This window comes from Atopobium deltae, from assembly GCF_001552785.1.
Classification (GTDB): domain Bacteria; phylum Actinomycetota; class Coriobacteriia; order Coriobacteriales; family Atopobiaceae; genus Atopobium; species Atopobium deltae.
In genome coordinates this window covers 98,487-122,315 of record NZ_KQ959487.1, presented here as the reverse complement: position 1 = coordinate 122,315, position 23,829 = coordinate 98,487, and the positions used below count along the sequence as shown (strand labels likewise).

Annotated in this window: 22 protein-coding genes; 14 read left to right on the top strand and 8 right to left on the bottom strand. The window is 52.2% G+C overall.

The window, feature by feature from the left end; all coding sequences use genetic code 11:
- The first annotated feature begins 190 nt into the window (after positions 1 to 190).
- From HMPREF3192_RS02310 to HMPREF3192_RS02290, 5 genes are all read left to right on the top strand, one after another.
- Positions 191 to 1,528, top strand: a complete 1,338-nt coding sequence (locus HMPREF3192_RS02310; RefSeq protein WP_066304985.1) for a metal ABC transporter solute-binding protein, Zn/Mn family — start codon at positions 191 to 193, stop codon at positions 1,526 to 1,528.
- An 11-nt stretch (positions 1,529 to 1,539) separates the two neighbouring features.
- Complete coding sequence (locus tag HMPREF3192_RS02305; RefSeq protein WP_066304984.1) at positions 1,540 to 2,211, top strand: metal ABC transporter ATP-binding protein; 672 nt, start codon at positions 1,540 to 1,542, stop codon at positions 2,209 to 2,211.
- Complete coding sequence (locus HMPREF3192_RS02300) at positions 2,204 to 3,028, top strand: metal ABC transporter permease (protein ID WP_231723332.1); 825 nt, start codon at positions 2,204 to 2,206, stop codon at positions 3,026 to 3,028. Before HMPREF3192_RS02305 ends, HMPREF3192_RS02300 begins: the two co-directional genes overlap by 8 nt.
- A 150-nt stretch (positions 3,029 to 3,178) precedes the next feature.
- Complete coding sequence (locus HMPREF3192_RS02295; RefSeq protein WP_066304983.1) at positions 3,179 to 3,616, top strand: LytTR family DNA-binding domain-containing protein; 438 nt, start codon at positions 3,179 to 3,181, stop codon at positions 3,614 to 3,616.
- A gap of 110 nt (positions 3,617 to 3,726) precedes the next feature.
- Positions 3,727 to 4,272 carry a hypothetical protein gene (locus tag HMPREF3192_RS02290; RefSeq protein WP_066304981.1) on the top strand — a complete coding sequence of 182 codons (546 nt, stop codon included), beginning with the start codon at positions 3,727 to 3,729 and terminating at the stop codon, positions 4,270 to 4,272.
- Between the two features lie 68 nt (positions 4,273 to 4,340).
- On the opposite strand, the gene HMPREF3192_RS02285 is transcribed toward HMPREF3192_RS02290, so the two are convergent.
- A complete protein-coding gene (locus HMPREF3192_RS02285; RefSeq protein WP_231723339.1) occupies positions 4,341 to 5,447 on the bottom strand; it encodes an aminoacetone oxidase family FAD-binding enzyme in 1,107 nt (368 codons plus the stop codon).
- Positions 5,448 to 6,042: 595 nt separating this feature from the next.
- Between HMPREF3192_RS02285 and HMPREF3192_RS02280 the strand changes: the two genes are divergently transcribed.
- The 4 genes from HMPREF3192_RS02280 (at position 6,043) to HMPREF3192_RS02265 (ending at position 10,943) form a co-directional block, all read left to right on the top strand.
- Positions 6,043 to 7,929: an ABC transporter ATP-binding protein gene (locus HMPREF3192_RS02280; protein WP_082715569.1), complete on the top strand. Its 1,887-nt coding sequence runs from the start codon at positions 6,043 to 6,045 to the stop codon at positions 7,927 to 7,929.
- A 1-nt stretch (position 7,930) separates the two neighbouring features.
- Complete coding sequence (locus HMPREF3192_RS02275) at positions 7,931 to 9,718, top strand: ABC transporter ATP-binding protein (protein ID WP_066304979.1); 1,788 nt, start codon at positions 7,931 to 7,933, stop codon at positions 9,716 to 9,718.
- Positions 9,719 to 9,831: 113 nt separating this feature from the next.
- The gene (locus HMPREF3192_RS02270; protein WP_066304977.1) at positions 9,832 to 10,419 is read left to right on the top strand and encodes a TetR/AcrR family transcriptional regulator; all 588 of its coding nucleotides are present in this window, start codon (positions 9,832 to 9,834) and stop codon (positions 10,417 to 10,419) included.
- A gap of 173 nt (positions 10,420 to 10,592) precedes the next feature.
- Entirely contained in the window at positions 10,593 to 10,943 is a 351-nt protein-coding gene (locus HMPREF3192_RS02265) for an arsenate reductase family protein (protein WP_066304975.1), read from the top strand.
- 210 nt (positions 10,944 to 11,153) lie between these two features.
- On the opposite strand, the gene HMPREF3192_RS02260 is transcribed toward HMPREF3192_RS02265, so the two are convergent.
- Genes HMPREF3192_RS02260 through HMPREF3192_RS02245 form a run of 4 tightly spaced genes read right to left on the bottom strand, consistent with a single transcriptional unit; the run spans position 11,154 to position 15,553 of the window.
- Positions 11,154 to 12,932 (bottom strand): hypothetical protein, encoded by a 1,779-nt coding sequence (locus HMPREF3192_RS02260; protein ID WP_066304973.1) that lies wholly within the window; start codon positions 12,930 to 12,932, stop codon positions 11,154 to 11,156.
- A gap of 43 nt (positions 12,933 to 12,975) precedes the next feature.
- On the bottom strand, positions 12,976 to 13,782 hold the full coding sequence (locus HMPREF3192_RS02255; RefSeq protein WP_066304971.1) for a metal ABC transporter permease: 807 nt from the start codon (positions 13,780 to 13,782) through the stop codon (positions 12,976 to 12,978).
- On the bottom strand, positions 13,782 to 14,468 hold the full coding sequence (locus tag HMPREF3192_RS02250; protein ID WP_066304967.1) for a metal ABC transporter ATP-binding protein: 687 nt from the start codon (positions 14,466 to 14,468) through the stop codon (positions 13,782 to 13,784). Before HMPREF3192_RS02250 ends, HMPREF3192_RS02255 begins: the two co-directional genes overlap by 1 nt.
- A gap of 41 nt (positions 14,469 to 14,509) precedes the next feature.
- Entirely contained in the window at positions 14,510 to 15,553 is a 1,044-nt protein-coding gene (locus HMPREF3192_RS02245) for a metal ABC transporter solute-binding protein, Zn/Mn family (RefSeq protein ID WP_231723331.1), read from the bottom strand.
- A 329-nt stretch (positions 15,554 to 15,882) separates the two neighbouring features.
- Between HMPREF3192_RS02245 and HMPREF3192_RS02240 the strand changes: the two genes are divergently transcribed.
- The gene (locus HMPREF3192_RS02240) at positions 15,883 to 16,944 is read left to right on the top strand and encodes an NAD(P)-dependent alcohol dehydrogenase (RefSeq protein ID WP_066304965.1); all 1,062 of its coding nucleotides are present in this window, start codon (positions 15,883 to 15,885) and stop codon (positions 16,942 to 16,944) included.
- Between the two features lie 57 nt (positions 16,945 to 17,001).
- Here HMPREF3192_RS02240 and HMPREF3192_RS06895 read toward each other — a convergent pair whose 3' ends face one another.
- On the bottom strand, positions 17,002 to 17,196 hold the full coding sequence (locus HMPREF3192_RS06895) for a DeoR/GlpR family DNA-binding transcription regulator (RefSeq protein ID WP_197414552.1): 195 nt from the start codon (positions 17,194 to 17,196) through the stop codon (positions 17,002 to 17,004).
- On the opposite strand from HMPREF3192_RS06895, the gene HMPREF3192_RS06890 reads away from it, so the two are divergent.
- The 3 genes from HMPREF3192_RS06890 (at position 17,195) to HMPREF3192_RS02225 (ending at position 20,867) form a co-directional block, all read left to right on the top strand.
- Positions 17,195 to 17,374, top strand: a complete 180-nt coding sequence (locus tag HMPREF3192_RS06890) for a hypothetical protein (protein ID WP_331696494.1) — start codon at positions 17,195 to 17,197, stop codon at positions 17,372 to 17,374. The genes HMPREF3192_RS06895 and HMPREF3192_RS06890 overlap by 2 nt on opposite strands.
- 366 nt (positions 17,375 to 17,740) lie before the next feature.
- Positions 17,741 to 20,251, top strand: a complete 2,511-nt coding sequence (locus HMPREF3192_RS02230; protein ID WP_156422832.1) for a heavy metal translocating P-type ATPase — start codon at positions 17,741 to 17,743, stop codon at positions 20,249 to 20,251.
- 403 nt (positions 20,252 to 20,654) lie between these two features.
- Entirely contained in the window at positions 20,655 to 20,867 is a 213-nt protein-coding gene (locus HMPREF3192_RS02225) for a heavy-metal-associated domain-containing protein (protein WP_066304959.1), read from the top strand.
- Positions 20,868 to 20,875: 8 nt separating this feature from the next.
- Here HMPREF3192_RS02225 and HMPREF3192_RS02220 read toward each other — a convergent pair whose 3' ends face one another.
- Positions 20,876 to 21,343 carry a Fur family transcriptional regulator gene (locus HMPREF3192_RS02220; protein ID WP_082715568.1) on the bottom strand — a complete coding sequence of 156 codons (468 nt, stop codon included), beginning with the start codon at positions 21,341 to 21,343 and terminating at the stop codon, positions 20,876 to 20,878.
- A 145-nt stretch (positions 21,344 to 21,488) separates the two neighbouring features.
- On the opposite strand from HMPREF3192_RS02220, the gene HMPREF3192_RS02215 reads away from it, so the two are divergent.
- A complete protein-coding gene (locus HMPREF3192_RS02215; RefSeq protein WP_066304957.1) occupies positions 21,489 to 21,974 on the top strand; it encodes a deoxycytidylate deaminase in 486 nt (161 codons plus the stop codon).
- 31 nt (positions 21,975 to 22,005) lie between these two features.
- Here the strand turns inward: HMPREF3192_RS02215 and HMPREF3192_RS02210 are convergent, their stop codons facing one another.
- Complete coding sequence (locus tag HMPREF3192_RS02210; RefSeq protein WP_066304956.1) at positions 22,006 to 23,826, bottom strand: ABC transporter ATP-binding protein; 1,821 nt, start codon at positions 23,824 to 23,826, stop codon at positions 22,006 to 22,008.
- Positions 23,827 to 23,829: the final 3 nt, after the last annotated feature.

The following is a 23,829-nucleotide window of genomic DNA, read 5'->3' as shown; positions in this document are numbered from 1 at the left end:
CAAGCAGGCTGCTTGTGCATGGCACATACTGTGCTCGACACGCCCCACGTGCGACACACGTACGCACGATTGAGTGCGGCACGTGCCGCAGGCAGCCTGCTTTCTTATAACGTGCTTATCTGAAAGATTTGGCATATGTAAGTTTTTTCATATATGTACGATAGATACCATTACACCACAGGAGTGTTATATGGATTACTCGAGAAGAGCATTTCTCGGCTTATGTGCATCAGCATCGCTGTCTTCTCTGGCGCTCGGCTCACTTTCTGCGTGTGCTGGGCGTTCTGGTCATAAACATGCCCTGCAAGAGGGGCAAAAACCAACCGTGTATGCCTCGTTTTATCCCGTCTTTGATTTGGTGCGCGAGGTGGCGGGCGACGCCATTAACCTGCATTCATTTATGCCATCGAACAAGGATCCCCACATGTGGGAGCCCACGCCTCGGTCGCTGCGCAATTTGTCAGAATCACACCTACTGGTCGTAAACGGTGCCAACATGGAGCACTGGCTCGACCAAGTGCGCGACAATCTGCCCGACCTGCCCGTGCTAAAGCTGTCCGACAGCATCGAACTTATCACCTATAAAGGTGCCGCCGCCATGGGAGAGTTCCAGTTCATGGCCCGCCTTGAGGTCAAGCCAGGGACCTACGGCTTTGAATTTGGTCACACGCACCAGGATATTCTGCGCGTCGCATTTCTCAAAGACAAAAAGCAGATGAGTCAGGCCGACCTCATTAAGCACGGTCGCAGCATTATGAATCAAAAGGGGTCCGTCGTGACGCAGCACACGACGTTTACGGTGGAGCCCGACCACGTTTACGCGCTGGAGATGGGTCACGAAAGCGGCTACATTGGCTTTACCCTTCCCGACGGAGACGACTGGATCATTATTTCGGATCGCGCTTCCGAAAGCTTGCTGTCGTATCGCTTTGTGACGCGCGAGAATGACGACGAAATTCCAACAAAAACCCTGATGGAAGGCTCATCATCGGGTCACGATAAGATCACCTTTGACCCGCACTCGTGGCTGTCGCTCGTCAACGCGAAGCAGTATTGCAGCGCTATTCAGGATCGCTTATGCGAGCTGGCACCCGACGAGGCGCGCAGCTTTAAAAAGAACAAGCTCAACGTGGTTTCTCGGCTAACCGACATTACGGCCGAGTATAACGAGAAGTTCTCGAAGCTGGAGCGGCGCGAATTTGTGGTCACGCACAACGCGTACTCGTATTTATGCCGCGACTTTAACATTAAACATTTTCCCTTGCAGGGACTGACGTCCACCGAGGCCCCCGCGCTCAAAACGGTGCGCAAGGCGGTTGATTTTTGCAAACGTCATAACGTCAACACCGTGTTTTACGAGCTTGGTGCGTCGTCCAAGGGTGCCGATACCGTAGCCGGAGAAATCGGCGGCAAGGCGATTCCGCTGGCCTCGATGGAGTATGTCAGCGAGGAGCAGGGCAGCAAGATGAACGGCTACGTCGAAATTATGAGAGCAAATATCGAGGCGATTTACGAGTCGCTGAAGTAGTAGGAGACGCTATGCACATTATTGATGTAAGCGAGCTTACGTTTGGATATACGGCCGACCCCGTGCTACGCGGCATTGATTTTTGCGTCGAGAAGGGCGAGGCGTGTTGTATTACGGGCGAGAATGGCTCGGGCAAGTCGACGCTGTTAAAGGTCTTGCTGGGCGAGCTCAAAGGCTTCAAAGGCAAGGTAGAGCTGTTTGGTACGCCCATCGACAAGCTTACCGACCTGACGCGTATTGGGTATGTTCCTCAGGCAAGTGTGATGGACAAGGTTGCCTTTCCCACAACCTGTTGCGAGATGGTCTGCTTAGGTTTGTATAACGACTTTGGTTTTATTAAAGTGCCTCGTAAAAAGCATATTCAAAAGGCGTCAACGGCGCTAAAGCAAATGGGGCTGTCCACCTATATCAACGTTCCTTTTAATGAGCTTTCGGGTGGTTTGCAACAGCGCGTCATGATTACCCGCGCGCTTATCAACAACCCGCAGCTGTTGATTTTGGACGAGCCTACCGCTGGTGTCGACAATGACAGCAAAATTAGCTTCTTGGATACCCTCGAGCGCATTCGCAAAGAGCGCGACATTACGACGCTGCTCGTCTCGCATGAGCTTGAGCTGGTATGCAGGCATGTGAGCTTTGATGCAACGTACAAAATTGATGCAGGAAGGATGAATCGTGCTTGAGTTTGACTTTATGCGCCGCACGCTCGCTGCTGGCATCATGCTTGCGATTGCGTTGCCCCTGATTGGTATTGTGATGATCAACCGCAAAACGTCGATGGTCAGCGACGCTCTGTCGCATGCTTCGCTTATGGGTGTTGGCTTCGGTTTGATTTTGGGATTCAATCCCGTTATTGGCGCCGTGATTAGCTGCGTGATTTCGGCCTTCTTCATCGAGGGCATTCGTGCTAAGATGCCGCACTTCGGCGATATGTCGGTGGCGGTTATTATGAGCGCTGGCCTGGGTCTGTCCGTTATTTTGGCCGACCTCGCCCCTGGTGGAAACACCTTTGAGTCGTATTTGTTTGGCTCGATTTCGTCGGTGACCGTGGTTGATCTTATCAGCACGGCGGCTGTGTTTGTGCTGACCGTGGTCATCAGTATTGTCTTTTATGCGGCCTTGTTGGATTTGGCTGTGGACACCACCATTGCCCGTCTGTCGGGCGTGAAGGTTGGCTTTGTCAACGGCATCTTTACGCTGGTTACCGCCATTATGATTGCGCTTGCCTGCAAAGTCGTGGGCGCTCTGTTGGTAGTGTCGCTCGTGACGCTGCCCGTCGCGACGGCCCTTATCGTCGCACGCAGCTATAAGCAGACCTGCATTTTGTCCGTGATTCTGGGCATGATTTACACTTTGAGCGGCTTGACGTTTTCGTACCATTACGACGTGCGCCCTGGTGGCTCCATCGTAGTAAGCGCGGTCATCGGCATTGTGCTCTTCTTGATTTACGCACGCCTGACGAGAAAAACGAAGGTGGTGCCTCCGTCAATCAAGGTATAGCGTTTGGTGTGGTCGCGCTTTTGCAACTGAGGCAGGCATTTTTGCAACTCAGTCATTTCGCAGAGAACTTGTGTGATAAACCCCCTACACTCAAAGCAAGTTGTTTGATGTTCTATGGTTAAAGCAGCTTGTATGAGAGGGGGTTTATTAATGAAAGTAGAGCTTGTGCAGGATGAACAGCTGAATGACATATATGTGCTTGTCCGGTATCCGCAAAAGACGGAAACACTGCAGCGTTTGGTAACAAACTTGCGCAGCGACGCACAGCGCCTTTCGGGAATGGACGGTCAGAAGCTTTGCGTAGTTCCTACCGCGCAGGTGCTCTATATCGAATCGGTCGATAAGCGTTGCTTTGCCTATACGGACACAAGCGTGCTGCGTTTGGGAATGCCGCTGTACGAAGCCAAAGCGCGCCTGGAAACCTGCGACTTTGTGCGCATTGCACGCGCTTGTCTTGTGAATTTTAACCGTATTGCGAGCATTGAACCCGAGTTTAACGGGCGTTTGATTATTACGCTCGATAATGCCGAGAAACTCATCGTTTCGCGACAATACGCTGGGATTATCCGCAAAAAACTCGACATGTAGGCTGGTCAATCGTTTGCGGCCGTATGCCGCCGTACCCGCTCGAAAGGTGCACGCTTACAACGCACGCCTAAACGCCTGTCTGCAGCACGCCTAAATGCAAGGAGACTTTTATGAAAACGCTCACGCAAACAAGTGATTACAAGAATCAAGAATCAAGCAATCTCGAAGGTGCTTTTGGTAACCCCTGGATGTATGCAGCTACCTCGCTGTGCATCTCTTTTACGACGGTTATGCTCATCTTTTTGGCTGTGGGCACCGTATTTGCCGAAGGAGAAGCCCTGCAGGGCGTTTTGCTTTCGTGGCAGCTATTTGGTGCCTGTGCGATCGCCGTCGGATTACAAGTAGTCTTTTTTACGCACTATGTGTTTAAGGCGCTCAGCTACCCTGCAAGAATTGCCCTGTTTGGTGTTGTGTTGTACGTTATTTTATGCGTCTTGTTTATGACGGTATTCTCGTGGTTTCCAGCGCAAAACCTTGGCATTTGGGCAACCTTTACGATCATTTACCTGGTTATCTTTGCAGCGCTCTCGGTGGTGTTTACGCTTAAAACAAAATACGAAAAGCAGCTGTACGCGCAAAAACTTGATGCATACTTCCAGAAGAAGGCTCAAAGTGGAACTCAGGATACGGCTCAGGGTGCTGTACAAGATAAGTAAGCGTGTTTAGATGATGATGTCGCCTTTGGAGGTGTCGAAAGCAACAGCTCTAGGCGACACGTAAAGCATTAGTCAACCTGGGTGGCTATGCATGTGATCGCATGTGCGACCACCCAGGCGCACGTCCAGGCAGCCTGCAGATTAAAGCCTCCAGTAATGCCATCGATATCCAGAACTTCTCCAGCGTAGTACAGGTCAGCTTGCCGCTTTGATTCCAACGTAGCCGAGTTCACGCTTCGCAAAGAAACCCCTCCGCAGGTCACAAACTCCTCTTTATGAGCGCTGCGTCCAGAAACTTCGTACGTATCGTTAGCAAGCGTGAGCACCAGCTTATTAAGCTGCTTTTTTGATACCTCGCTGCAGTGCTTCTTGCGCAGCGCTGGGTCGTTCTTCTCGATAAGGTAGTTCCATAAGCGCTGGCTCAACTGATGCGGCTGCACGTTTGCAAGACGCTTGTGAGGATTTTTTTGTAGCAGGTCTGCAAGCTGCTGGCGGATTTCGTCCTGATTGCGGGCACCAGTCCAGTTAATGCAAAGCTCATGCTGATAGCCCTTCTCGGCAAGCCACCGCGCCGCATAACTTGACAAGCTAAGCGCTGCTGGTCCACTTACGCCCTGATGCGTGATGAGCAACGGTCCTTTCGCACAAAATGACGTGTGAGGAATACTGAGGCGTGCCTCCTGCCGAGAAGATCCTGCGAGTGCGCACAACTGCGGATCCGCAATGCAAAAACCAAACAGGCTTGGCACGCAGGCAGATACAGTATCCGCAACAGAACTCGTAGGGGAGCCACCAGTGGTCACGGCAGTCGAAGCGCCACCTGTGGTCACGGCGACAAAATCGAAGGAGCCGCCATTTTGTATGAGCAGGTTTTCGGGGGAGTCTATGCGCTGTTTGAGGTGCAGCTGCACTCTGTATTTGTGCGCATGCTCTAAGAACATATCGAGTATGGTTTGGCTTGTTTGCGCTGCAGGAAAGATGCGTTGATCGTCCTGTGTCATAAGTGCTACACCGTGTTCCTCAAACCATTGGTAGGTGTCGCGTGGGCCAAATTGTTTAAACAATTTTTTAAGCAGTCGCGACCCGCGTGGATATACTTCATCCAAGCGCTTGACCTTAGCAAAGGTATTCGTGCAATTACAGCGGCCATGACCCGTGAGTGCAAGCTTGCTCATTACTCGGGCGCTCTTCTCGAAGATATGTATTTCGAGCGGGCGGGGGTATGGGTGCTGTGGGCACGCCGACCGCTGTTTGCGCTGTGGGTGCTGTTGCTGCAGCTGTTGGCGAGCGGCTTCCTGACTCAAGCGTTGGTGGAGCTCGTGTGCGTTTAGTGCTAAAAAGAACCCCGCGGCGCCTCCGCCAATAATAGCGAGTCGCAGAGGTGCGCCGTTAGAGTGTTTTTGCGTTTGCGCAGTTCGTGCTACCTGTTTTTGCGTAGCTTGCCCTACCTGCGTTTGTGCGGGCTTTGCTATGTCAGGATGCATATTCATAGAAACTAACATACCACATGCAAAAATAAATTGCTTATACCATTACGCGCCAGTGCTACTGGAAAATCACTTTGTATAACCGCCGTGCACGTCCGCGGCATAACCGTAGTGTTCGTGCGGCAACGCCCGTGTGGCGACTCGCAGCTCACGCAGAGAGGCGGAAAATTTTTACGAGCCTTCCACAAAATAAAATATTACACTGTTACAAAATTAAGACAAAAAGGCTATAGTTAGATACCGCTAACAAAAACCGCACAAGAGGCTCATGAGAGGAAATGTTATGAGTACCCAAGATACTAAGGCTGGCTCTGCACCCGCTGCAGCCGCTGCGCCTGCAGCGGCGGCTGCATCCGGGCAGCAAAACGAGGTCACGCGGCAGCCTTCACCCATAGCGCAACTGTTTGCATGGTCGGACAAAAAGAAAGACTATGCGCTTTCGGTCGCGCTTGCTATTCTCGGCGTAGCGGGAAGCATGGTTCCCTACGTCGCGGCTGGCAATATTATTGCCAACATCCTGCAGGGCTCTCGAGATTGGCACGGCTTTGTGCAGTGGCTTGCGTGGGCCGCCGCGGGCTACCTCGTGTATCTTATCGGCCATTTTAGTTCCACGGCCGTGTCGCACGCGGCGACCTTTGCCACGGTGTCGCGCATCCGCCGCATGCTTGCGCAAAAGTTGACATGCGTGCCCATGGGCTACGTGCTCGATACGCCGTCGGGCACGCTCAAAGCCCTGATGGTCGAGAAGGTCGACAGCATTGAAACAACCATGGCTCACGCAGTGCCCGAGCTCAGCTCTAATCTACTTGTTTCGTGCGCCGTTATCGTCTATTTATTTGTGCTCGATTGGCGGCTTGCACTTTCGACCTTTGTGCCTATAGCGTTGGGCATGGTGTGTATGATGGGCATGATGCTCGATTACGATAAATGGTTTAGTAACACCGTGCGTACGGGCAAAATCATGAACAATACCTCCGTCGAGTTCATTTCGGGCATGGAGGTTATTAAGGCCTTTGGTCAGTCGGCGAGTTCCTACAAAAAGTTTTCGCAGGCGGTGCACGATTCGGCGCACGCCTTTATCGACTGGATGGCGCATTGCCAGATTTGGTCCGATGTCGCGCTCAGCGTTGCCCCTGCGACCTTGCTGCTCGTGCTTCCGCTGGGCTGCTTGTTTGTGCTTGATGGCTCCCTTGCGCCCGAAACGTTTGTGCTGGCAGCGGTGTTGTCACTCGGCATTTTTCCGCCGCTGTATGCTGCCATGAGCTTCAGCGATGCTCTGGCCGAAATCGGTATCACGGTGGGGGAGATTCAAAAGGTTTTGAGTGCGCCCGAGCAACAGCGTGCGAGCGCCGATATGGGTTCCGACGCGCCCTTGGGCACGAGCGTCAACCCCGCCGATCTTCTCGCTAAGCCAATTAGCTTGCATAATGTGTCATTTAGTTATGACGGTTCTCGAGAAGTGCTGCATAACATCAATCTGGACATCGAGCCGCAAAGCGTGACGGCGCTGGTGGGACCTTCTGGTTCAGGCAAGTCGACCCTGGCGCGCCTTATCGCGGGCTTTTGGGACCCGACACAGGGAAGCGTTTCTATTGCTGGCGTGGGGCTGCCGCAGATGACCGCCGAGCAGCTCGCTGGTCTTATCGCTTACGTCGATCAAAAGACGTATTTGTTTGACGATACGATCATGAATAACATTCGCATGGGTAGGCCTGCTGCGACTGATGCCGAGGTTATCGCCTGTGCCAAGGCGTCGGGCTGCCATGAGTTTATTTGCAGCTTAGCCGAGGGCTACCAAACGGTTGTGGGCAGCTCGGGCGGGCATCTTTCGGGCGGCGAGCGCCAGCGCATTGCTATTGCGCGTGCCATGCTCAAAGACGCGCCCATTGTGTTGCTTGATGAGGCAACCGCCTACACCGACCCTGAATCGGAGGCCGAAGTGCAGGCTGCGGTTGCAAAACTGGTGGAAGATAAGACCCTCGTGGTGATCGCGCACAGGCTTTCGACCGTCAAAGATGCCGATTGCATTGTGGTGATCAACGATGGTCGCATTGAGGCTTCAGGCACGCACGGGCAGCTTATGCAAAGCTGCGAGCTATATGCCGACATGTATCGCGCGCACATTGGCGCCAAAAACATGACCGACACCGACACACCTAAGGAGGCGTAGCATGTTCTCCATCTTCAAGAAATACTTTGCCTTTGGCGCGGTGTTTGCCCCGTATCTGCGCCGCGGTCTTCTCTTCACCCTTTTGCGCTCCTTCTTCGAAGGCTTCCAGGTAACGGCGCTGTGGATTGTGCTGAGCGCTCTGGTGCATAAAACCCTGTCGCCCACGACGGCGATAGTGGCGGCCGCAATCATGGCCTTTAGCATTTGCGGCGCGGCCATTATGGCCCATCTGTCGAGCCAGAATTTTTGTCATGCCAACTATTCTATGGCGGGCTACAAGCGCGCCGAAGTGGCCGATCATCTGCGCAAGCTCCCCATGGGATTCTTTAACGATAAGAACCTCGGCGAAGTGACTACCCTTGTCACTAACGATTTGGACATCATGCAAAATCTGGGTGGCCTTGCTTATCAGATGATTTTGGGTGGCATGTCATTTTCGCTGATCATTTGCTTGTCGATGTGTGTGCTCGACTGGCGTCTTGGCGCCTTGAGTTTTGGCACGCTCGTGCTCTTCTCGATAACCATCGAGGCGTTGCAGGGCTATGTGCGTAGCTTTGCGCAGCGACAGGTCAAGGCGCAGCGCACTATTGTCAACGCGGTGCTCGAGTACGTGCAGGGTATTTCGGTCGTGCGCGCGTTTTCGCTTGTTGACGACGCGCAAAGTCATCTGGCCTGTGCTATTGACGAGTGCGAGAAGACCCTCGTGCAGCTTGAGTATGCGGGTATTCGTTTTGCGTTGTTGCAAGCCTGTATCGCGAAGGGAGCGAGTCTGGTCGTGTGCCTGTTGAGCTGCTATAAGCTTCTGTTTGAAGCTGCAGACCCTGCGATTTGTTTGACGCTGATTGCCGCATCCTTCATGCTCTTTAGTCGCTTGGAGATGTCGGGTATGTTTTCTACCGCGCTGCGCTCGCTGGATGCGATCATGGATCGTGTGAATGCGACTCTGGCAACCAAGGCTATGCCCGAGGGCGACAAAATGCTCAAGGCTGGCGTTTCCGCCGCCACCTCTGCCGCAGCACTTGCGACCCCAAATCCGCACGCACTCGACATTGCCGTGCGCAACGTGAATTTCTCGTACGACACGCACCAAATCCTGCATGACGTGAGCCTCAGCATTCCCGCAGGTACATCCTGTGCGTTGGTGGGCCCTTCGGGCTCGGGCAAGACGACGCTCGTGCGCCTGCTCCAGCGTTTCTGGGACGTTGACGCGGGAAGCATTACGATCGGTGGCCACGACATCCGCGAGTACCAGATCGAATCACTCATGCTGAACTTTTCAACCGTCTTCCAATCCGTCTTTTTGTTTGACGATACTATCGAGAATAACATCGCGTTTGGAACGCCTGCAGCAACGCACGAACAGGTTGTTGCTGCAGCTCGTCGAGCCTGTTGTGAGGAATTCATCAAGCAACTGCCCGACGGCTATCAAACCAAGTTGGGCGAGAATGGCGCTCTGCTTTCGGGCGGACAGCGCCAGCGCATTTCGATTGCGCGTGCCATGCTTCGTGACGCGCCGATTGTCGTGCTCGACGAGGCAACCGCAAATGTCGATCCCGAAAATGAGTTAGAATTGCAAAAGGCAATCGTCGAGCTCACCAAACACAAGACGGTCATCATGATTGCTCATCGCCTCAAGACGATTATGCACGCCGATCAGATTTTGGTCGTCGATGCTGGTCGCATTGTGCAGCGTGGCACGCACAGCGAGCTCGTTGCGCAAAAGGGCCTCTATGCTGACTTTATCCAGGCTCGTCAAAAGGCCGCTGGCTGGAAACTCGCGAAAGTTTAAGCGTTTATGAATAGTGCATCAAACAGGACAACGACCATTCCCGAAATAACGGCCGTGCCCGCTGTACCTGTCGCGCCGCTTACCCAAAAAGGTGTCCAATCGCGCGAACGTATATGCATTTTGCCCTCCAAGAGTTCGCCGAGAAGGGCTTCGAAAAAGCCTCGCTGCGTCGCATAGCCAAAAAAAGTGGTCTGACGACGGGCGCCATCTACGGTTACTTCGAGAGCAAAGAAGGCCTGTTTGATGCACTTGTTTCTCCTGTTGGCAACGAGCTGCTTGATCTGATGATCAAAGCAAACGTCACCTTTTTCGAGCAGCCAGCCAGCAAGCAAAATATGCACGTCATGTATGATTTCTCGCTCGGCTTCACGAGCGCGTTTCTAACGTGCATCTACGATCATCGAGAAGAGGTCCTTCTCATCTTGGATAAATCCGAAGGCACATCATGGCTCAGCTTTATCGATCGTTTGGTAAATATTGAGCTTCAAAGCACGGCTCGCTATCAGCAGCAGCAAGACCGTCTCGAGCATCCTGTCGAGAAGCCCGTCCTGTCTGAAGAAATGAGCCAGATTTTTGCGCGCTCGTATTTTTTGATTTTTGCCGACATCGTACGCAGGACTCCGCGGCGTGAGCAGGCATATCAAAAGATGCTTTCGGTCATGAGGTTCTTCCATAGCGGTTACGCTGCTTTTTTGGATTAAGGCTGCTACCCGCATTTGGGTTGCGTTCAGAGCAGCGCCCGATCCCATGCGTGGCTCATGTTTGCGAGACGTTTAAAGTGTGCTTGAATTGCGCATACCAGGGTATAAAAATCTTGGTTAATGCGTTACTTGCGTACGAAGTTCGTATGTAGCTCAAATAAGGGGAGGCTATTGTGTTATTTTTGGAATACCCAAGGTGCTCAACTTGTCGTCGTGCCAAAAAATGGCTTGATGATCACGGCTTGGTCTATGAGGATCGTGACATCACAAAAGATAATCCCACGGTTGAAGAACTGACAAACTGGTATACAAAAAGTGACAAAGAGCTCAAGCGCTTCTTTAATACAAGTGGCGTGCTGTATCGTGAGTTAGGGCTTAAAGATAAGCTTCTTACCCTGACCGAAAAACAGCAGATTGAGCTTTTGGCAAGCGATGGGAAGTTGGTAAAACGCCCGCTTGTCATTCTCGACAATGCCATCTTGATTGGTTTTAAACAGGAAGAATGGGAAGACGCACTGCTCTAGCAGGATCTAGGATCTTAAAAGATGCAGTAAGCTGCGCTATATTGAGCGTATGATCTTGAATTGGCCGACATCAAATAGTCGGTAGTATTCCTCTACTAAATAAGATCCCCTCTATAGATTGTTGTATCTACAGAGGGGATGCTTTTAAGAGGTGACGATCAAGTTGATTATTGTAACGTTAGCAGTGCTGCGATGCATTTAGGCTGCGTGCTACAGCTTCTTGAACACGTAAGTCTTTCCGTGAATGACGACAGTTCCGTCATCGTTAAACTTGATGTTTTGCAGCGCGCTGTAGGGCAGCTTGATGATGCGGTCCTCAAATTCATCGATTGTCATCCCGTATTTCTTGGCATAGGTGTTTGTGATTTCTTCTGCCGTCATGCCAGCGTTGGGGACATCGTCGAACTTCTCGATCTTAACGTTGGGGTAATCTTGCGCAGGGTTTTTAAAGACGATCCAGGTGCTGCCGTTATCATAGTACAAAACCCAGCACTTTTTGTTTTCTTGCACAATGCGCACGAGCTTTTTGGGCTTATCGGGCTTCGGAGCATCAGGCGTTTCGTCCGTACCGCCCGTGCCACCACCGGGCGCAGGGGCTGGCTTTGGCTTAGGCTTGGCAGCATTGCCCCAACCATTGTGGCCCTCGGGACGTGCCTCGGGATGCTCGATTAAGTACTTCAGGGTAGCCACAACATCGCGAGCCGAGTAACCGCCGAAGCTGGGATCCTTAACCTTGCAGAATTGAATGATCGTTTCTATCGAGACATAGTGGTAGTGATCAAAATGCGGGATGATGAAGCGCTGATTTTCGCGATCGAATCCCGAGGTATGGATCACATTGCCGTAGGTGATTTTCTCCAGAGGAACAATAAGCTTTGCCTCGACATCATCGTAGTTGAGCTTCTCGTCGGGGTTGAGCGGCTCAAAGTGATGGCCGTGGTTCTCGTCGTACTCCTCAATTTTGATGTGGGGGTACAGTGGGGCGGGGTCGGTGTGCGTGATGCTTTCGGTGCCGTCGGCGTGGTGAATGTGCCAGTGGTCGCCGTGCTTTTGGATGCGCACGACACGCTTGGGATCGTTAGGGTTATCGGGGATGGGCCTGGGTGCAGGCTCTGGCGCGGGGTTGCCGCCAGGCGCAGGTGTTGTGCCATGGTTTCCCTCGTAGGTACCTATCGTGATATGAGGAAATACCGAACGAGGGTCGCCGTAAGTGATGTACTCCGTACCGTCGGCCGTGTAGGCGTGGTAGTGATCCCCATGCTGCAGAATCTTTACGATGGGCTTTTTAGCAAGCTCTTCCAAGCTCACAACCTGCACGAAGTTCAGTCCTGGCACGGAAGGGGTCGTGCCCGCGCCACCTGCGTTACCGCCACTTGGATGGTTCGTCTGGTGCGTCGTGCCACCACCAGCGCCGCCGTTGCCGCCCGAAGACCCAGGCAGAGCGGCGTGGTTGCCCTCATAGGTACCGACATACGCATTCGGATAAAACGGGCGTGGATCGGTGTAGCTTACATACTCTTGGCCGCCAGCCGTAAAAATGTGCCAGTGATCGCCGTGTTTGAGCAGCTTTACCACGGTATTGGGATCAATCTTCTTCAGTTCGTTTTTCGAAACCACCTTGCTGGTGCTTTGCAGCTGTCCTGCATTCTTTGCTTTGGTGGGGTCGGTATACGTGATGATTTCTCGGCCATCCTTGGTGAACACATGCCAGTGATCACCATGTTTAATGATTTTGACAATCTGGTCGGCCGAAACTTTGGGTGCGTCGATGAGCACCTGCGTGGTGTTATCGCCAACATACGCGCGGGGCTTCTCCTTAAACGTACCAGTCGTTATCTTGGCAGCCGCCTTATGGGAGGCAACGGGTGCAGACTGAGGCTTGGCAGCGGGGCCTTTTTGTGCGAGCGCATACCCACCTCCAATAAGGGCAGCGCACAAGGCAGCACTTATCGCGATTTTGGTACGAGTGTTAAAGCGTTGAGCAATCATGTAATCACCAATTTCTTACGTAAATCTTTGAGGTCAATTCTTTTTATTTCTTTTTGCAGACGAGCGAAACCAGCAGGATACCGACCGATATAAGTACGATGACGGCACCGGGGCGTAAGTTCGCTACGTACGACACGCTTAGTCCGACATACACCGCAAGCAGCGACAACACACAGGACAGCGCTAGGGTTGAACGATAGCTTTTGCTCCACTGCATCGCGCTAATAACGGGCACGACCAGTAACGACGAAACAATGAGCGAACCAATCGTTTTTGCAGCAATCGATACGGTGATGGCCACCAAAAACGAAAAGATAAAGCTCAGCGCTTTGACGTTAATGCCCAGCAAGGGTGCCGATACGGGGTCAAAAACGACGAGGTACAGGCGCTTATAAAGAAGGGCATAGCTCACGACAACCACCGCTGCGACGCCAATCACAAAAAGCAGCTCAGCGTCATCAATGGTGACGATCGATCCAAAGAGGTATGAACTAATGGAATTGCTATTGCCTGCCATACTCGTAAAAATACCCGCCAGACCAATGGAAGCGGCCAGCACAATGACGGTGGAAATCTCCTGGTAGGATTTGAGTTTTGCGCTGATAAGTTCAATGCTCAAAGCAGCAATAATGCAGCTCACCACTGATCCCAGCAGGGGATTAAAGCCAAAGCACAAACCAATTGCAACACCGGCAAGCGAGGCGTGCGACAAGGTGTCGCCCATCATCGAGAAGCGCTTCAGCAAAATGGGCAGTCCAATGCAGGGCAAAAGCGCTGCCAAAATGGTGCCGACGATAAACGCACGCTGCATAAAGTCGTAGTTCAGCATGTCAAGCAACGAGACGTCCATTAGCACACCCCCATATCGCAGCGAACTGCTTCGGGTTGTACCTGCTTGCAACGCCCGTCGGCAAGCTGAACGACCTTATCGACAAACTCAAGGGCGTCTGACAAATGATGGGTAATGAGCAATACCGTTTTGCCTTGTTGTGTCAGTGTCTTGAGGATGCGATACAGCTCTCGCGAGAAAGCCTTATCGATGCCGCTGGTCGGCTCGTCAAGCAAAATGAGCTGCGCGTCTTTGATGAGCGCCAGCAAAAGACCAACGCGTTGCAGCTGTCCGCCCGAAAGCTGGGAGAGCTTCTTGTTAAAGTGTTCGGTCAAACCGACGGTGTCGAGAAGTTCGGTGACGTCGGCCTGCTTTTTGAGGTGTTTCAAGTGGATGCGCACAACCTCCTCCAGGGTCGTGGGGAAGTTTTTGTACGCGAGAATGGAGTTCTGCGATACGTACGCGAGGTCCTTATAGTGATTGTTGCGACTTTGGTCATCGCCAAAGAGCTTGATACTGCCCCTCGCAGGCTTCAGATTACCCAGAATAAGGTTCATAAGAGTTGATTTACCAGCGCCGTTGATGCCGATAAGGGCCGTGAAGCTTCCACGTGCAACCGTCAGATCAAGGCCATCCAAGATGGGCTGTGCGTCAGGATGCGTCTCGTACGAAAACTGAAGGTCGTGTATGTCAAGAATGTCGTGCATGTAAAACCTGATCTTCTCGTCAGCTTGATCTTCTCGCGAGCTTAAGCCTGCAGTGCCCTGGTGAGCACCTTGAGGTTATGCTCCATCAAGGCGAGGTAACCCTGCTTTTGCTCATCTTCTGTGAGGCTTTCCATCGTGTAGATGGTGTCGGTCTTTGTGCCCGTGTTTTTTGCGAGGGTATCGGCGACCTTGGGCGTGGCCTTGCCTTCAAAGAAAATGGTTGAAATCTTGTGCTTTTTGACGAAGTCGGCGATGGTCGCAAGCTGGGCTGCTGAGGGCTCATCTTCTGGAGAAATACCAGTTACAGCCACCTGTTTTAAGCCGTAGTCCTGTGCCAGATAGTTAAAGGCTGCGTGTGAAACGACAAAGTAGCGCTTCTCGGCAGGAATTGGCGCGAGGGCGTCCGTAAACTTTTTGTCGAGCGCCTCAAATTCGGCCTTTGCTTTTTCGTAATTCGCTTTGTAGTAGTCGGCATTATCGGGGTCGATACTTGCGAGCTTGGTGTAAATGGTATTGAGGCCAACCAAGGCATTTTTGATGCTTAACCAAGTGTGCGGATTCACGCTCGAGTGATCATCCTTTTTGGCATCCTTGCTTTGCAAAAGGGTGAGCCCCTGCGAAAGATCCAAAAACTTCGAGTCATCCTTGGCGCTTGCTTTCAGATCATCGATGAAGTTTTCCATACCCGCACCGTTATATACAATGAGGCGCGCCTTAGAAATGTTAGCCATATCGGCAGCTTGCAGCTCAAAATCGTGAGGCTCCTGGTTGCCTTTGATGATCATTTTGACGTCCATTTTATCGCCAACGATGCGCTTGGTAAGGTCGTAGACGGGGAAAAACGTGGTGTAAATCGTTTGCTTTCCTGCGGCGTTGGGGGAGGAGCTTGTTGCATTCGATCCCGTGTTTGAAGGTGATTTGCCAGCACAGCCGCTCAGGTTAAGGGCTAAAAAGCTCGCAAGGCAGGTGAGAAGAACAAAGCTTAGAAGCGTTGTTGCGAGCTGTGTTCTGCGGGATGTGGTGCGCATTGCGGCCGCGCAGGCGTTTTGTGCGGCGCATGTGGTGTTTTGTGGTATCGATTGCATGGAAACTCCTTCATCGGTATTGCTCGAAGCTATTGTAAAACTTTTTTCTCTAAAATGAAATTGAAAACCGAATTAGTTTTTTGAGCGGTCGTGTGAGTCACAAATTCTGCATAGGAAACGCGATAAACGGTCAATTTAAAACGCTTGTCGGATTGGTAAAAACTATATGAATCAGTTTGTCTCTATGAGGGAACGGTACATGGTATGGACCGTCTGGTCCATATGGTTCCGTGCATACAAACTAGTTATATCTGTATGCAGATTACAGGAGCACACTTGTAGATGCGGGCTGCTTGAGTCCGCCAATGAACTTCATAGAAAGGGGTTTTATGAAAGGTTATGCAATGCTGAAGATTGGTGAGTCTGGCTGGATTGAGAAACCACGCCCGACCTGTGGCCCTCTTGATGCCATTTGTAAACCACTCGCTATTGCTATTTGTACCTCTGATGTTCATACCTTGTGGGAAGGCGCCATTGGCGATCGCCACGATATGATTTTGGGTCACGAGTGCTCTGCCGAGGTTGTCGAGGTCGGCGAGCTTGTTCGCGACTTTAAGCCTGGTGACCGCGTTTTGGTTCCCGCCATTACCCCCGACTGGAATTCGCTTGAGGCGCAGGCAGGTTACCCCATGCACTCGGGTGGCATGCTGGCTGGTTGGAAATTCTCGAACTTCAAAGACGGCGTTTTTGCTGAGTTCTTCCACGTTAACGATGCTGATGGCAACCTTGCACACCTTCCCGAGAATATCGATTCTGCTGACGCCTGCATTCTGTCCGACATGGTTCCTACGGGCTTCCACGCTGTTGAGCTTGCCGATGTCCAGTTTGGTGACACTGTTCTTGTTATTGGCATTGGCCCCGTTGGTCTTATGTCTGTTGCTGGCGCTAGCCTTCGCGGTGCTTCTCGCATTATTGCCGTAGGCACTCGTCCTGCGTGTGTTGAGGCTGCTCGTGGCTATGGCGCTACCGACTTCATTTCGTACAAAGATGGTCCTATTGCCGATCAGGTGCTTGCTATGACCGATGGCAAGGGCGTCGATCGTGTATGCGTTGCTGGCGGTAACGTCCACACCTTTGAGCAGGCCGTAAAGGCTTTGAAGCCTGGCGGAAAAATTGGCAACGTCAACTACCTTGGCTCGGGCGACTTCGTTACCATTCCTCGTACCGACTGGGGTGTTGGTATGGGTCACAAGGACATTCGTGGCGGCCTTATGCCTGGTGGTCGTCTGCGCATGGAGAAGCTCGCAAGCCTTGTTTCGGCTGGTCGCCTGGACTTGCGTCCCGAGATCACGCACATTTTCCATGGTTGGGATCATGTGGAAGAGGCCCTGCTTTTGATGAAGCAAAAGCCCGCTGACCTTATCAAGGCCGTTGTCGTTTTGGACGACTAATTTTTGCGCTTTGTTGCGCTACGTTGTGCAACTTATTTCGCGAACACGTTTGCGTGACTAGTTCGCAATCATAAGACGCGTTTCTGACCCTGCAAGTGACTGAGCAATCTGTCCTGCGGGGTCAGTTTCACTCACGATAATCTGTGCGGCGGTGGGTGATCCAAAGCGAATGAGTCCCGTTGCACCCACCTTACTCGAATCCATCAGAATGCAGGCCATCTTTGCGCAGTTCATGAACGGTGTCAGCCACATGCTGGTCTTTGTTGTCGCTGGTGGTGTGTTGACCGCTGTTTCGTTTTCGTGGGGTTTTACCTCGTTTGATTCGACCGCGGCTGACTATAATAGCTTCGCCGCGCTGCTCAAAATTATTGGCGGCAGCCTGTTTGTGCTCTTCAAGCGTACTCAGTATCTTGCCGAGAAGACCAAGTAAACTGTGCGTGTAACGCGCGATTAACAAGCATTTGATGTGCGACTATGGCATGACTGCGTGCCAGTGCAAGCGTAGCGTAACGTTGCCGCTCATGAGTAACGTTGCGGGTCATAACAACGGCGCAATATAACAATGCAAGTAATGGAGCCCTACCTTTGTTGGTGCGGCTTCATTTGCTTAAAATGCCGCTTTTCAATCGAAAGAATGTCTTGAGCATGGGTAGTAGATATATATCCGATCATAAACATGTAACGATATGCGTGGCAACAATGTGCGTGCGACCAACACGCCGCAGCATGTGGTAACACGCGGTAGCGCGATAACGCGGTAACGGATACCGCAGCAACTATTTGAGGATGATTTATTGTGTCTAGAACAGCTCAGACAAAAGTACAGACTGATAAGCCCTGCGCACTCGCTTCCGAAACTTTCGATGTGGAGGGGATGACCTGCTCAGCCTGCCAAAATCGGGTACAAAAGGCAGTCGAAGCAGTGCCTGGTACGCATGATGTTTCCGTCAACGTCTTGACCAACACGATGAACGTCTCGTTTGATGGAAGCTCCGAGATGCGCACTTGCATCATTGATGCAGTTAAAAAAACGGGATATAAAGCAACATCGCGCCAAGCCGCTGAACAAGCTTCAGAGGCGCAAGACGCCAGTTTGCAGGGCACTAAAGCGTGGCAAAATGAGGCAGCGAACAGCACATCAACCACCGCAGCAGCACCCAACACCATAGCACCTACCACGGCGGCCCAGCGCGCCTTTATCAAAAAGAAAAAGCAGCTCATAGCCTCGCTCATCTGCTCAGTGCCACTCTTTTATCTTGCCATGGGTCCCATGTTTGGATGGTATATGCCACCTATGCTGGCCATACTCGAAGGCTTTGCCATGCAAGCAGTACTGCAGCTCTGTTTTGCGACTGCGCTCATGTGGATCAATCGTTCGTACTTTGCGTCGGGCTTCTCGTCACTTGTTCAGCGAGCGCCCACGATGGACGCGCTTATTGCGCTTGGATCAGCGGCTTCATATTTGTATAGTTTAGGTATGTTGGCGGTCGCGTGGCAGGCGTACCAGCGCGCCGATATGATGCAGCTGATGCATGCTGTGCATGGCCTTTATTTTGATTCAGCGGGCATGATTTTGACCTTCATTACCCTGGGCAAATATTTTGAAGCGCGCGCCAAGGGTAGAACGACCAGCGCCCTTTCATCGCTGCTGCATTTGGTGCCATCCACAGCAACGGTTGTACGCGACGGTCAGGAGTTGACCATTCCTGTCGAGAAGGTCGTCGTGGGAGATACGCTTATTGTAAAAACAGGAGAGTCGCTCGCGGTCGATGGCGTGTTGCTCGAAGGAGAGGCGAGCATCGATGAATCGGCGCTGACGGGTGAGCCGTTGCCTGTGACGAAGCATCCTAGTGATAAGCTCAATGCTGCGACGCTGGTGCAATCGGGCTGGCTTATGATGCGCGCCGAGGCTGTCGGGCAAGATACCGTGCTTGCCGAAATTGTCCGCATGGTCGATGCAGCCACAATGAGCAAGGCTTCTATGCAACGCCTCGCCGACAAAATTGCCGCCGTATTCGTGCAAATTGTCATGACGCTCGCACTTATCACCTTTGTGGCTTGGTACGGCTTTGCAGATCCGCAGAACTTCTCTGCGGCTCTAAAGCATGCGGTGTCGGTGTTGGTGATTTCGTGCCCCTGTGCGCTTGGCCTTGCGGTGCCAACGGCGCTCATGGTGGGGACGGGTCGAGCCGCTCGCATGGGCATTCTGATTAAAAACGCACAAGCGCTCGAAACCGCGGGCACGATCGACACCGTGGTGTTCGATAAGACCGGCACGCTCACAACGGGCACGCCGCAGGTGAGCAAGGTTGTGTGGCTTGATGACAAGACGTCGGACGAGTCAGCCGCCGCGTTGTCCGATGGGCCTGCTGCGTCGCCCGTCCAAGCCGAAACGCTGGCGTACATCTACGCGCTCGAGCAAAAATCCGAGCACATCTTAGCGCGCGCCATCGTGAACTATATTGATGAGTCGTCTAATCGGGTGGGGTCCACTCCTGTCAATAAGTCGAGCGAGACCGAGGAAACCGTCGAGCAGTTTGCACAAATCCCTGGCGAAGGGCTTGAAGCGACTGTCGATGGCGTGCGCGTCTGTATGGGCAACCAGCGCCTGATGAATCGCTTAGGCTTGCTTCACGAGGACGATCCCCGCCAAACCGCCCTGCTCCAAGAAGCATATGCGCAGATGAACACAGGTGCGACCGTACTATTTTGTGCAATAGGGGATGGCCTGTGCGGCTTTATGGCATTGCAGGACACGATAAAACCAGACGCCGCGCACGCGATCGCGAAGCTCAATGCCCAGGGTCTGCACACGATGCTCCTTACGGGCGATCAAACCAAAACTGCTCAGCATGTTATGCAAACGCTCGGTCTTCTCGACATGCGAGCGGAGGTACTACCCACGCAAAAGCAAGAGGTCGTTGCACAGTTGCAACAACAAAACAAGCACGTTGCCATGGTGGGCGATGGCATTAATGATGCGCCAGCGTTGGCGCGCGCGGACGTGGGCATTGCGCTTGGCGCGGGGACCGATATTGCGATGCAGTCGGCAGATATTGTCCTGATGCACTCCTCACCAACCGACGTGATCAAAGCGATTGGTCTTTCGCATGCCATTACGCGCACGATGAAGCAAAATCTGTTTTGGGCTTTTATTTATAATGCGCTATGCATTCCCGTGGCGATGGGTTTGTTCACGCCGTTTGGCATAAGTCTTAACCCGATGATGGCGGCGCTCGCGATGAGTTTCTCATCAGTGTTTGTGGTAACTAACGCGCTGCGGCTGTATACCTGTCGCATTTCATAGGGCTCCAAAACCGCACTGCTTGAGCATTTACAACAGGGTACGTATCGAGAAGATCGTCTGAAAAGTGTATAGTAAATCATATGAAAAGCGCCCGCAGCTTATCGATGAATAGCAAGTGGTTCCTAGCATTTGGGATGCGGTGCGCCACGAATGCGATGTCGATCACGACAAAGGGAAGTTCATTCTCACAGCTTCAACAGCCTTGACGCTGCATAACGAGCCCAACAAGGTTTTTCACACGGGGACGGGTAGAATTGCTTATCCGCTCACTTGCCCGAAACGAGGCGACGGTGGTTGGCGATAAGACCCCTGCTCAAAGATATTGAGAAATACGAGAAAACCGACGGGTGATAACTTCAGCGGTCTTTGTGGTGATTACTGTGGCAAGAAGGAAGGAAAAGCTATGAAACACAAAACAATATGCATTGAGGGCATGACCTGCCAGCACTGCCAACAGCACGTACAACAAGCACTCGAAGCTGTACCAGGCGTTAAAAATGTAAAAGTGTCACTCGAATCTGGAACTGCGCAGGTTGATGCGGGATTGTTAGTTTCTAACGGCAAGCTTGAGCGCGCGGTACAAGAGGCAGGATATACCGCGGTGGAAATTCGTTAGACTGAAGCTTAGTCCGTTGTGTCGAGCTCGTCGGCTTCTGAGGCGGCGTCGGTGGCCTGTTCAGCTTGCTCCGCTTTGACTTTGGGAAGGCACTCAGGGCAGGTGCCATACAGGATGGTCTTCTCGCCATTAACGATAAATCCGTGCTCAGCCTTAATATGCGAGGTAAAATCCTCAACCATGGTGCAGTCGACCGCAAAAGCCTTGCCGCATGATAAACACACCAGCTGCGCCGCATTGGTTTCGGGGGCGAGACGATACAACGCCTCTGCCTTAGGCGAGAACGCCTTGAAGACGATGTGTTCGGCCGCCAAAAGCTCGAGGTTGCGATACACCGTGGTACGACCAATTTCGCTGCCTAACTCGCGCAGTGCTGCATAAATGCTATCGACCGAGAAGTAATGGTCTTTGTGATCACTGAGGTATGCGATAATATCTTCTCGTTGCTTTGTTTTATATGAACCACGAGAATTCATGACAAATGCCCCTCTTCTGATGTATCGCGTCATTGTTGCCACAACATGAACTTATGAACATTCATTATACTGGTACCAAGGGCATTTTAAAAACGTTTCGGCTGTATGGTTGGGCGATTGTATAGGTAAAGTGAAGGGATCCACTATGCCAGATAAGCGCAGTCAGGTTATTTCTTGGGACGAGTTTTTTATGCGTGTAGCGATTGCTGCCTCGTTGCGAAGTAAAGATCCAAAAACGCAGGTCGGTGCATGTATTGCCGATGTTCATAATCGCATTTTATCGGTGGGGTACAACGGGACGCCGTCGCCAATCTCGGACGATGATTTCCCTTGGGGCGATTCGGATGATCCGCTGGAAGATAAGCACAGCTACGTGATTCATGCCGAGGCCAACGCCATTCTTAACTATCGCGGCAGCCTGAAGGATATGCATCACGCCACCGTCTACGTTACGCTGTTCCCATGCCACGAGTGCGCAAAAACGCTTGCGCAGGCGGGCATTGGCGAAGTGGTATACCTTTTTGATAAGTATAAGGACAGAGTCGACAGCCAGATTGCACGTCGCGTGCTTATGACCTGCGGCATTCGTTTTCGGCAGATTGAGCTAAGTGAGTTTGAGTTGAGCGAATAGGGCCCTGAGCACAGGTGTTGCGTACAGGATGCTATTCCTGCTCGTACAAGGCATCATCCAAAAATGCACCCGTCTGGCGACTCCACAACTTACTGTACTCACCACCAGCACTAATGAGCTGGTCGTGGGTGCCATCCTCTGCAATTTTTCCATCGTGTAGCACCACAATACGATCAAGGGTTGCAACCGTCGAAAGGCGGTGTGCAATAACGAGCGCAGTGCGTCCGTACATGAGTTTTGCAAGCGCATCCTGTATGAGCGCCTCGCTTTCGGAGTCGAGTGCCGAGGTGGCTTCGTCCAACACCAAAATGGGCGCATCAATAAGGATGGCGCGGGCCAATGCAATGCGCTGACGCTGCCCGCCCGAGAGTTTTATACCTCGCTCACCAACCATCGTTGCAAATCCATGCGGCAGAGCTTCGATAAATTCCAGCGCATTGGCTTGGCGCGCTGCCTCATAGATTTGCTCATCTGTTGCATCGGGACGACCATACGCAATGTTTTCTCGAATAGAGCGATGAAAGAGCAGTGCTTCTTGTGGCACATACGCAATATTGTGGTGCAAACTTTTTTGCGTGACGTGCGTGATGTCTTGTCCGTCAATGTAAATATACCCAGCCTGAATATCGGAGAGGCGCAGCAACAGTTTGGTAAGCGTCGTCTTTCCCGAACCCGAGCGACCAACAATACCAATGCGCTGACCAGCGGCAATGTCAAGCGTGATGTCTTCGAAGACCTTTTCGTTTTGATCCTGATCGCGATACGCAAAACTCACATGATCAAAGCGAATGGAGCCACGGGTGACCTTGAGCTCGGTCGCGTCGGGGCTATCCTGTATAAGCTGGTGCTCGTCAAGAATTTTGGTCATCTCGGCCGCCTCGCCAATAGCGCGATTGATGCGAGCCATCATGGAGTTGATGTAGTTAAAACGCATGGACAGCTGGTAGGTGTAGGTAAAAATCATGACCAGGCTACCGGCCGAAATCCCAAACCACGCGTTGCCTCCCACTACAAAAATCGAGGTCACCACCATAATAAAGGTGATAAGGGCGCTTGTGGCAAAGCCACGTTGCACCATGGCATGCATGGAGCGACTGGCGGCTTGCTTGGTCTTCTCGGTAGCGTTGTTAAAGAGGTCGGTTTCGAAATCTTCTCGACCGCAGGTACGCACCGCCAAAATGTTGGTTATGGTATCCGACACAATGCCCGAAAGGCGGTTGTGGGCTTCGGAAGTTTTTACCGATAAGGGCATGATTTTTTGATACATGCGCGTGGCAACCACCAAATACAAAATGAGCATCGCGCTGAGCACCACCACAAAAACGGGAATGACAGCGCCCAAAGCAATAATGGTACACACGACGGAGGCAATGGTCGGAATAAGCGAGTACACCACTACGTCGACCAGCGCCGAATATGCGCCCACGAAGCGGGTGGTTTGCGATACGAGCGACCCACTAAAGTGGTTGGAATGAAAGGTCATGGATTGCTGCGAAAGCCTGTTAAAACACAGGTGATAGAGGTGGTAGTCTCCGTGAATGCCGAGCTTATAGACGGAATAGTCCTGCAGCTTTGAGCAAATCTGTCCTGCTGCATTGGTCACAAACAGCGCCACAATATAGACGCCAAACACCTGCCATACTTGGTCGTGCTCAACATTGGCTTGCTGCACGCGGTCGACAATCAAACTCATGATCCAGGTGTTGATGTAGGTCAAAAGTGTGATGTACGCAACGGAGGTGACGACCGCCAGCGCCGCCATGCCAGGTGCCTTTTTGGTGACATCCCAAAAACGTTGTATCGTGCGTGCGACGACCGCTTTATCGAGTTGTGTTGCTGCGCGTTGGGACATGGC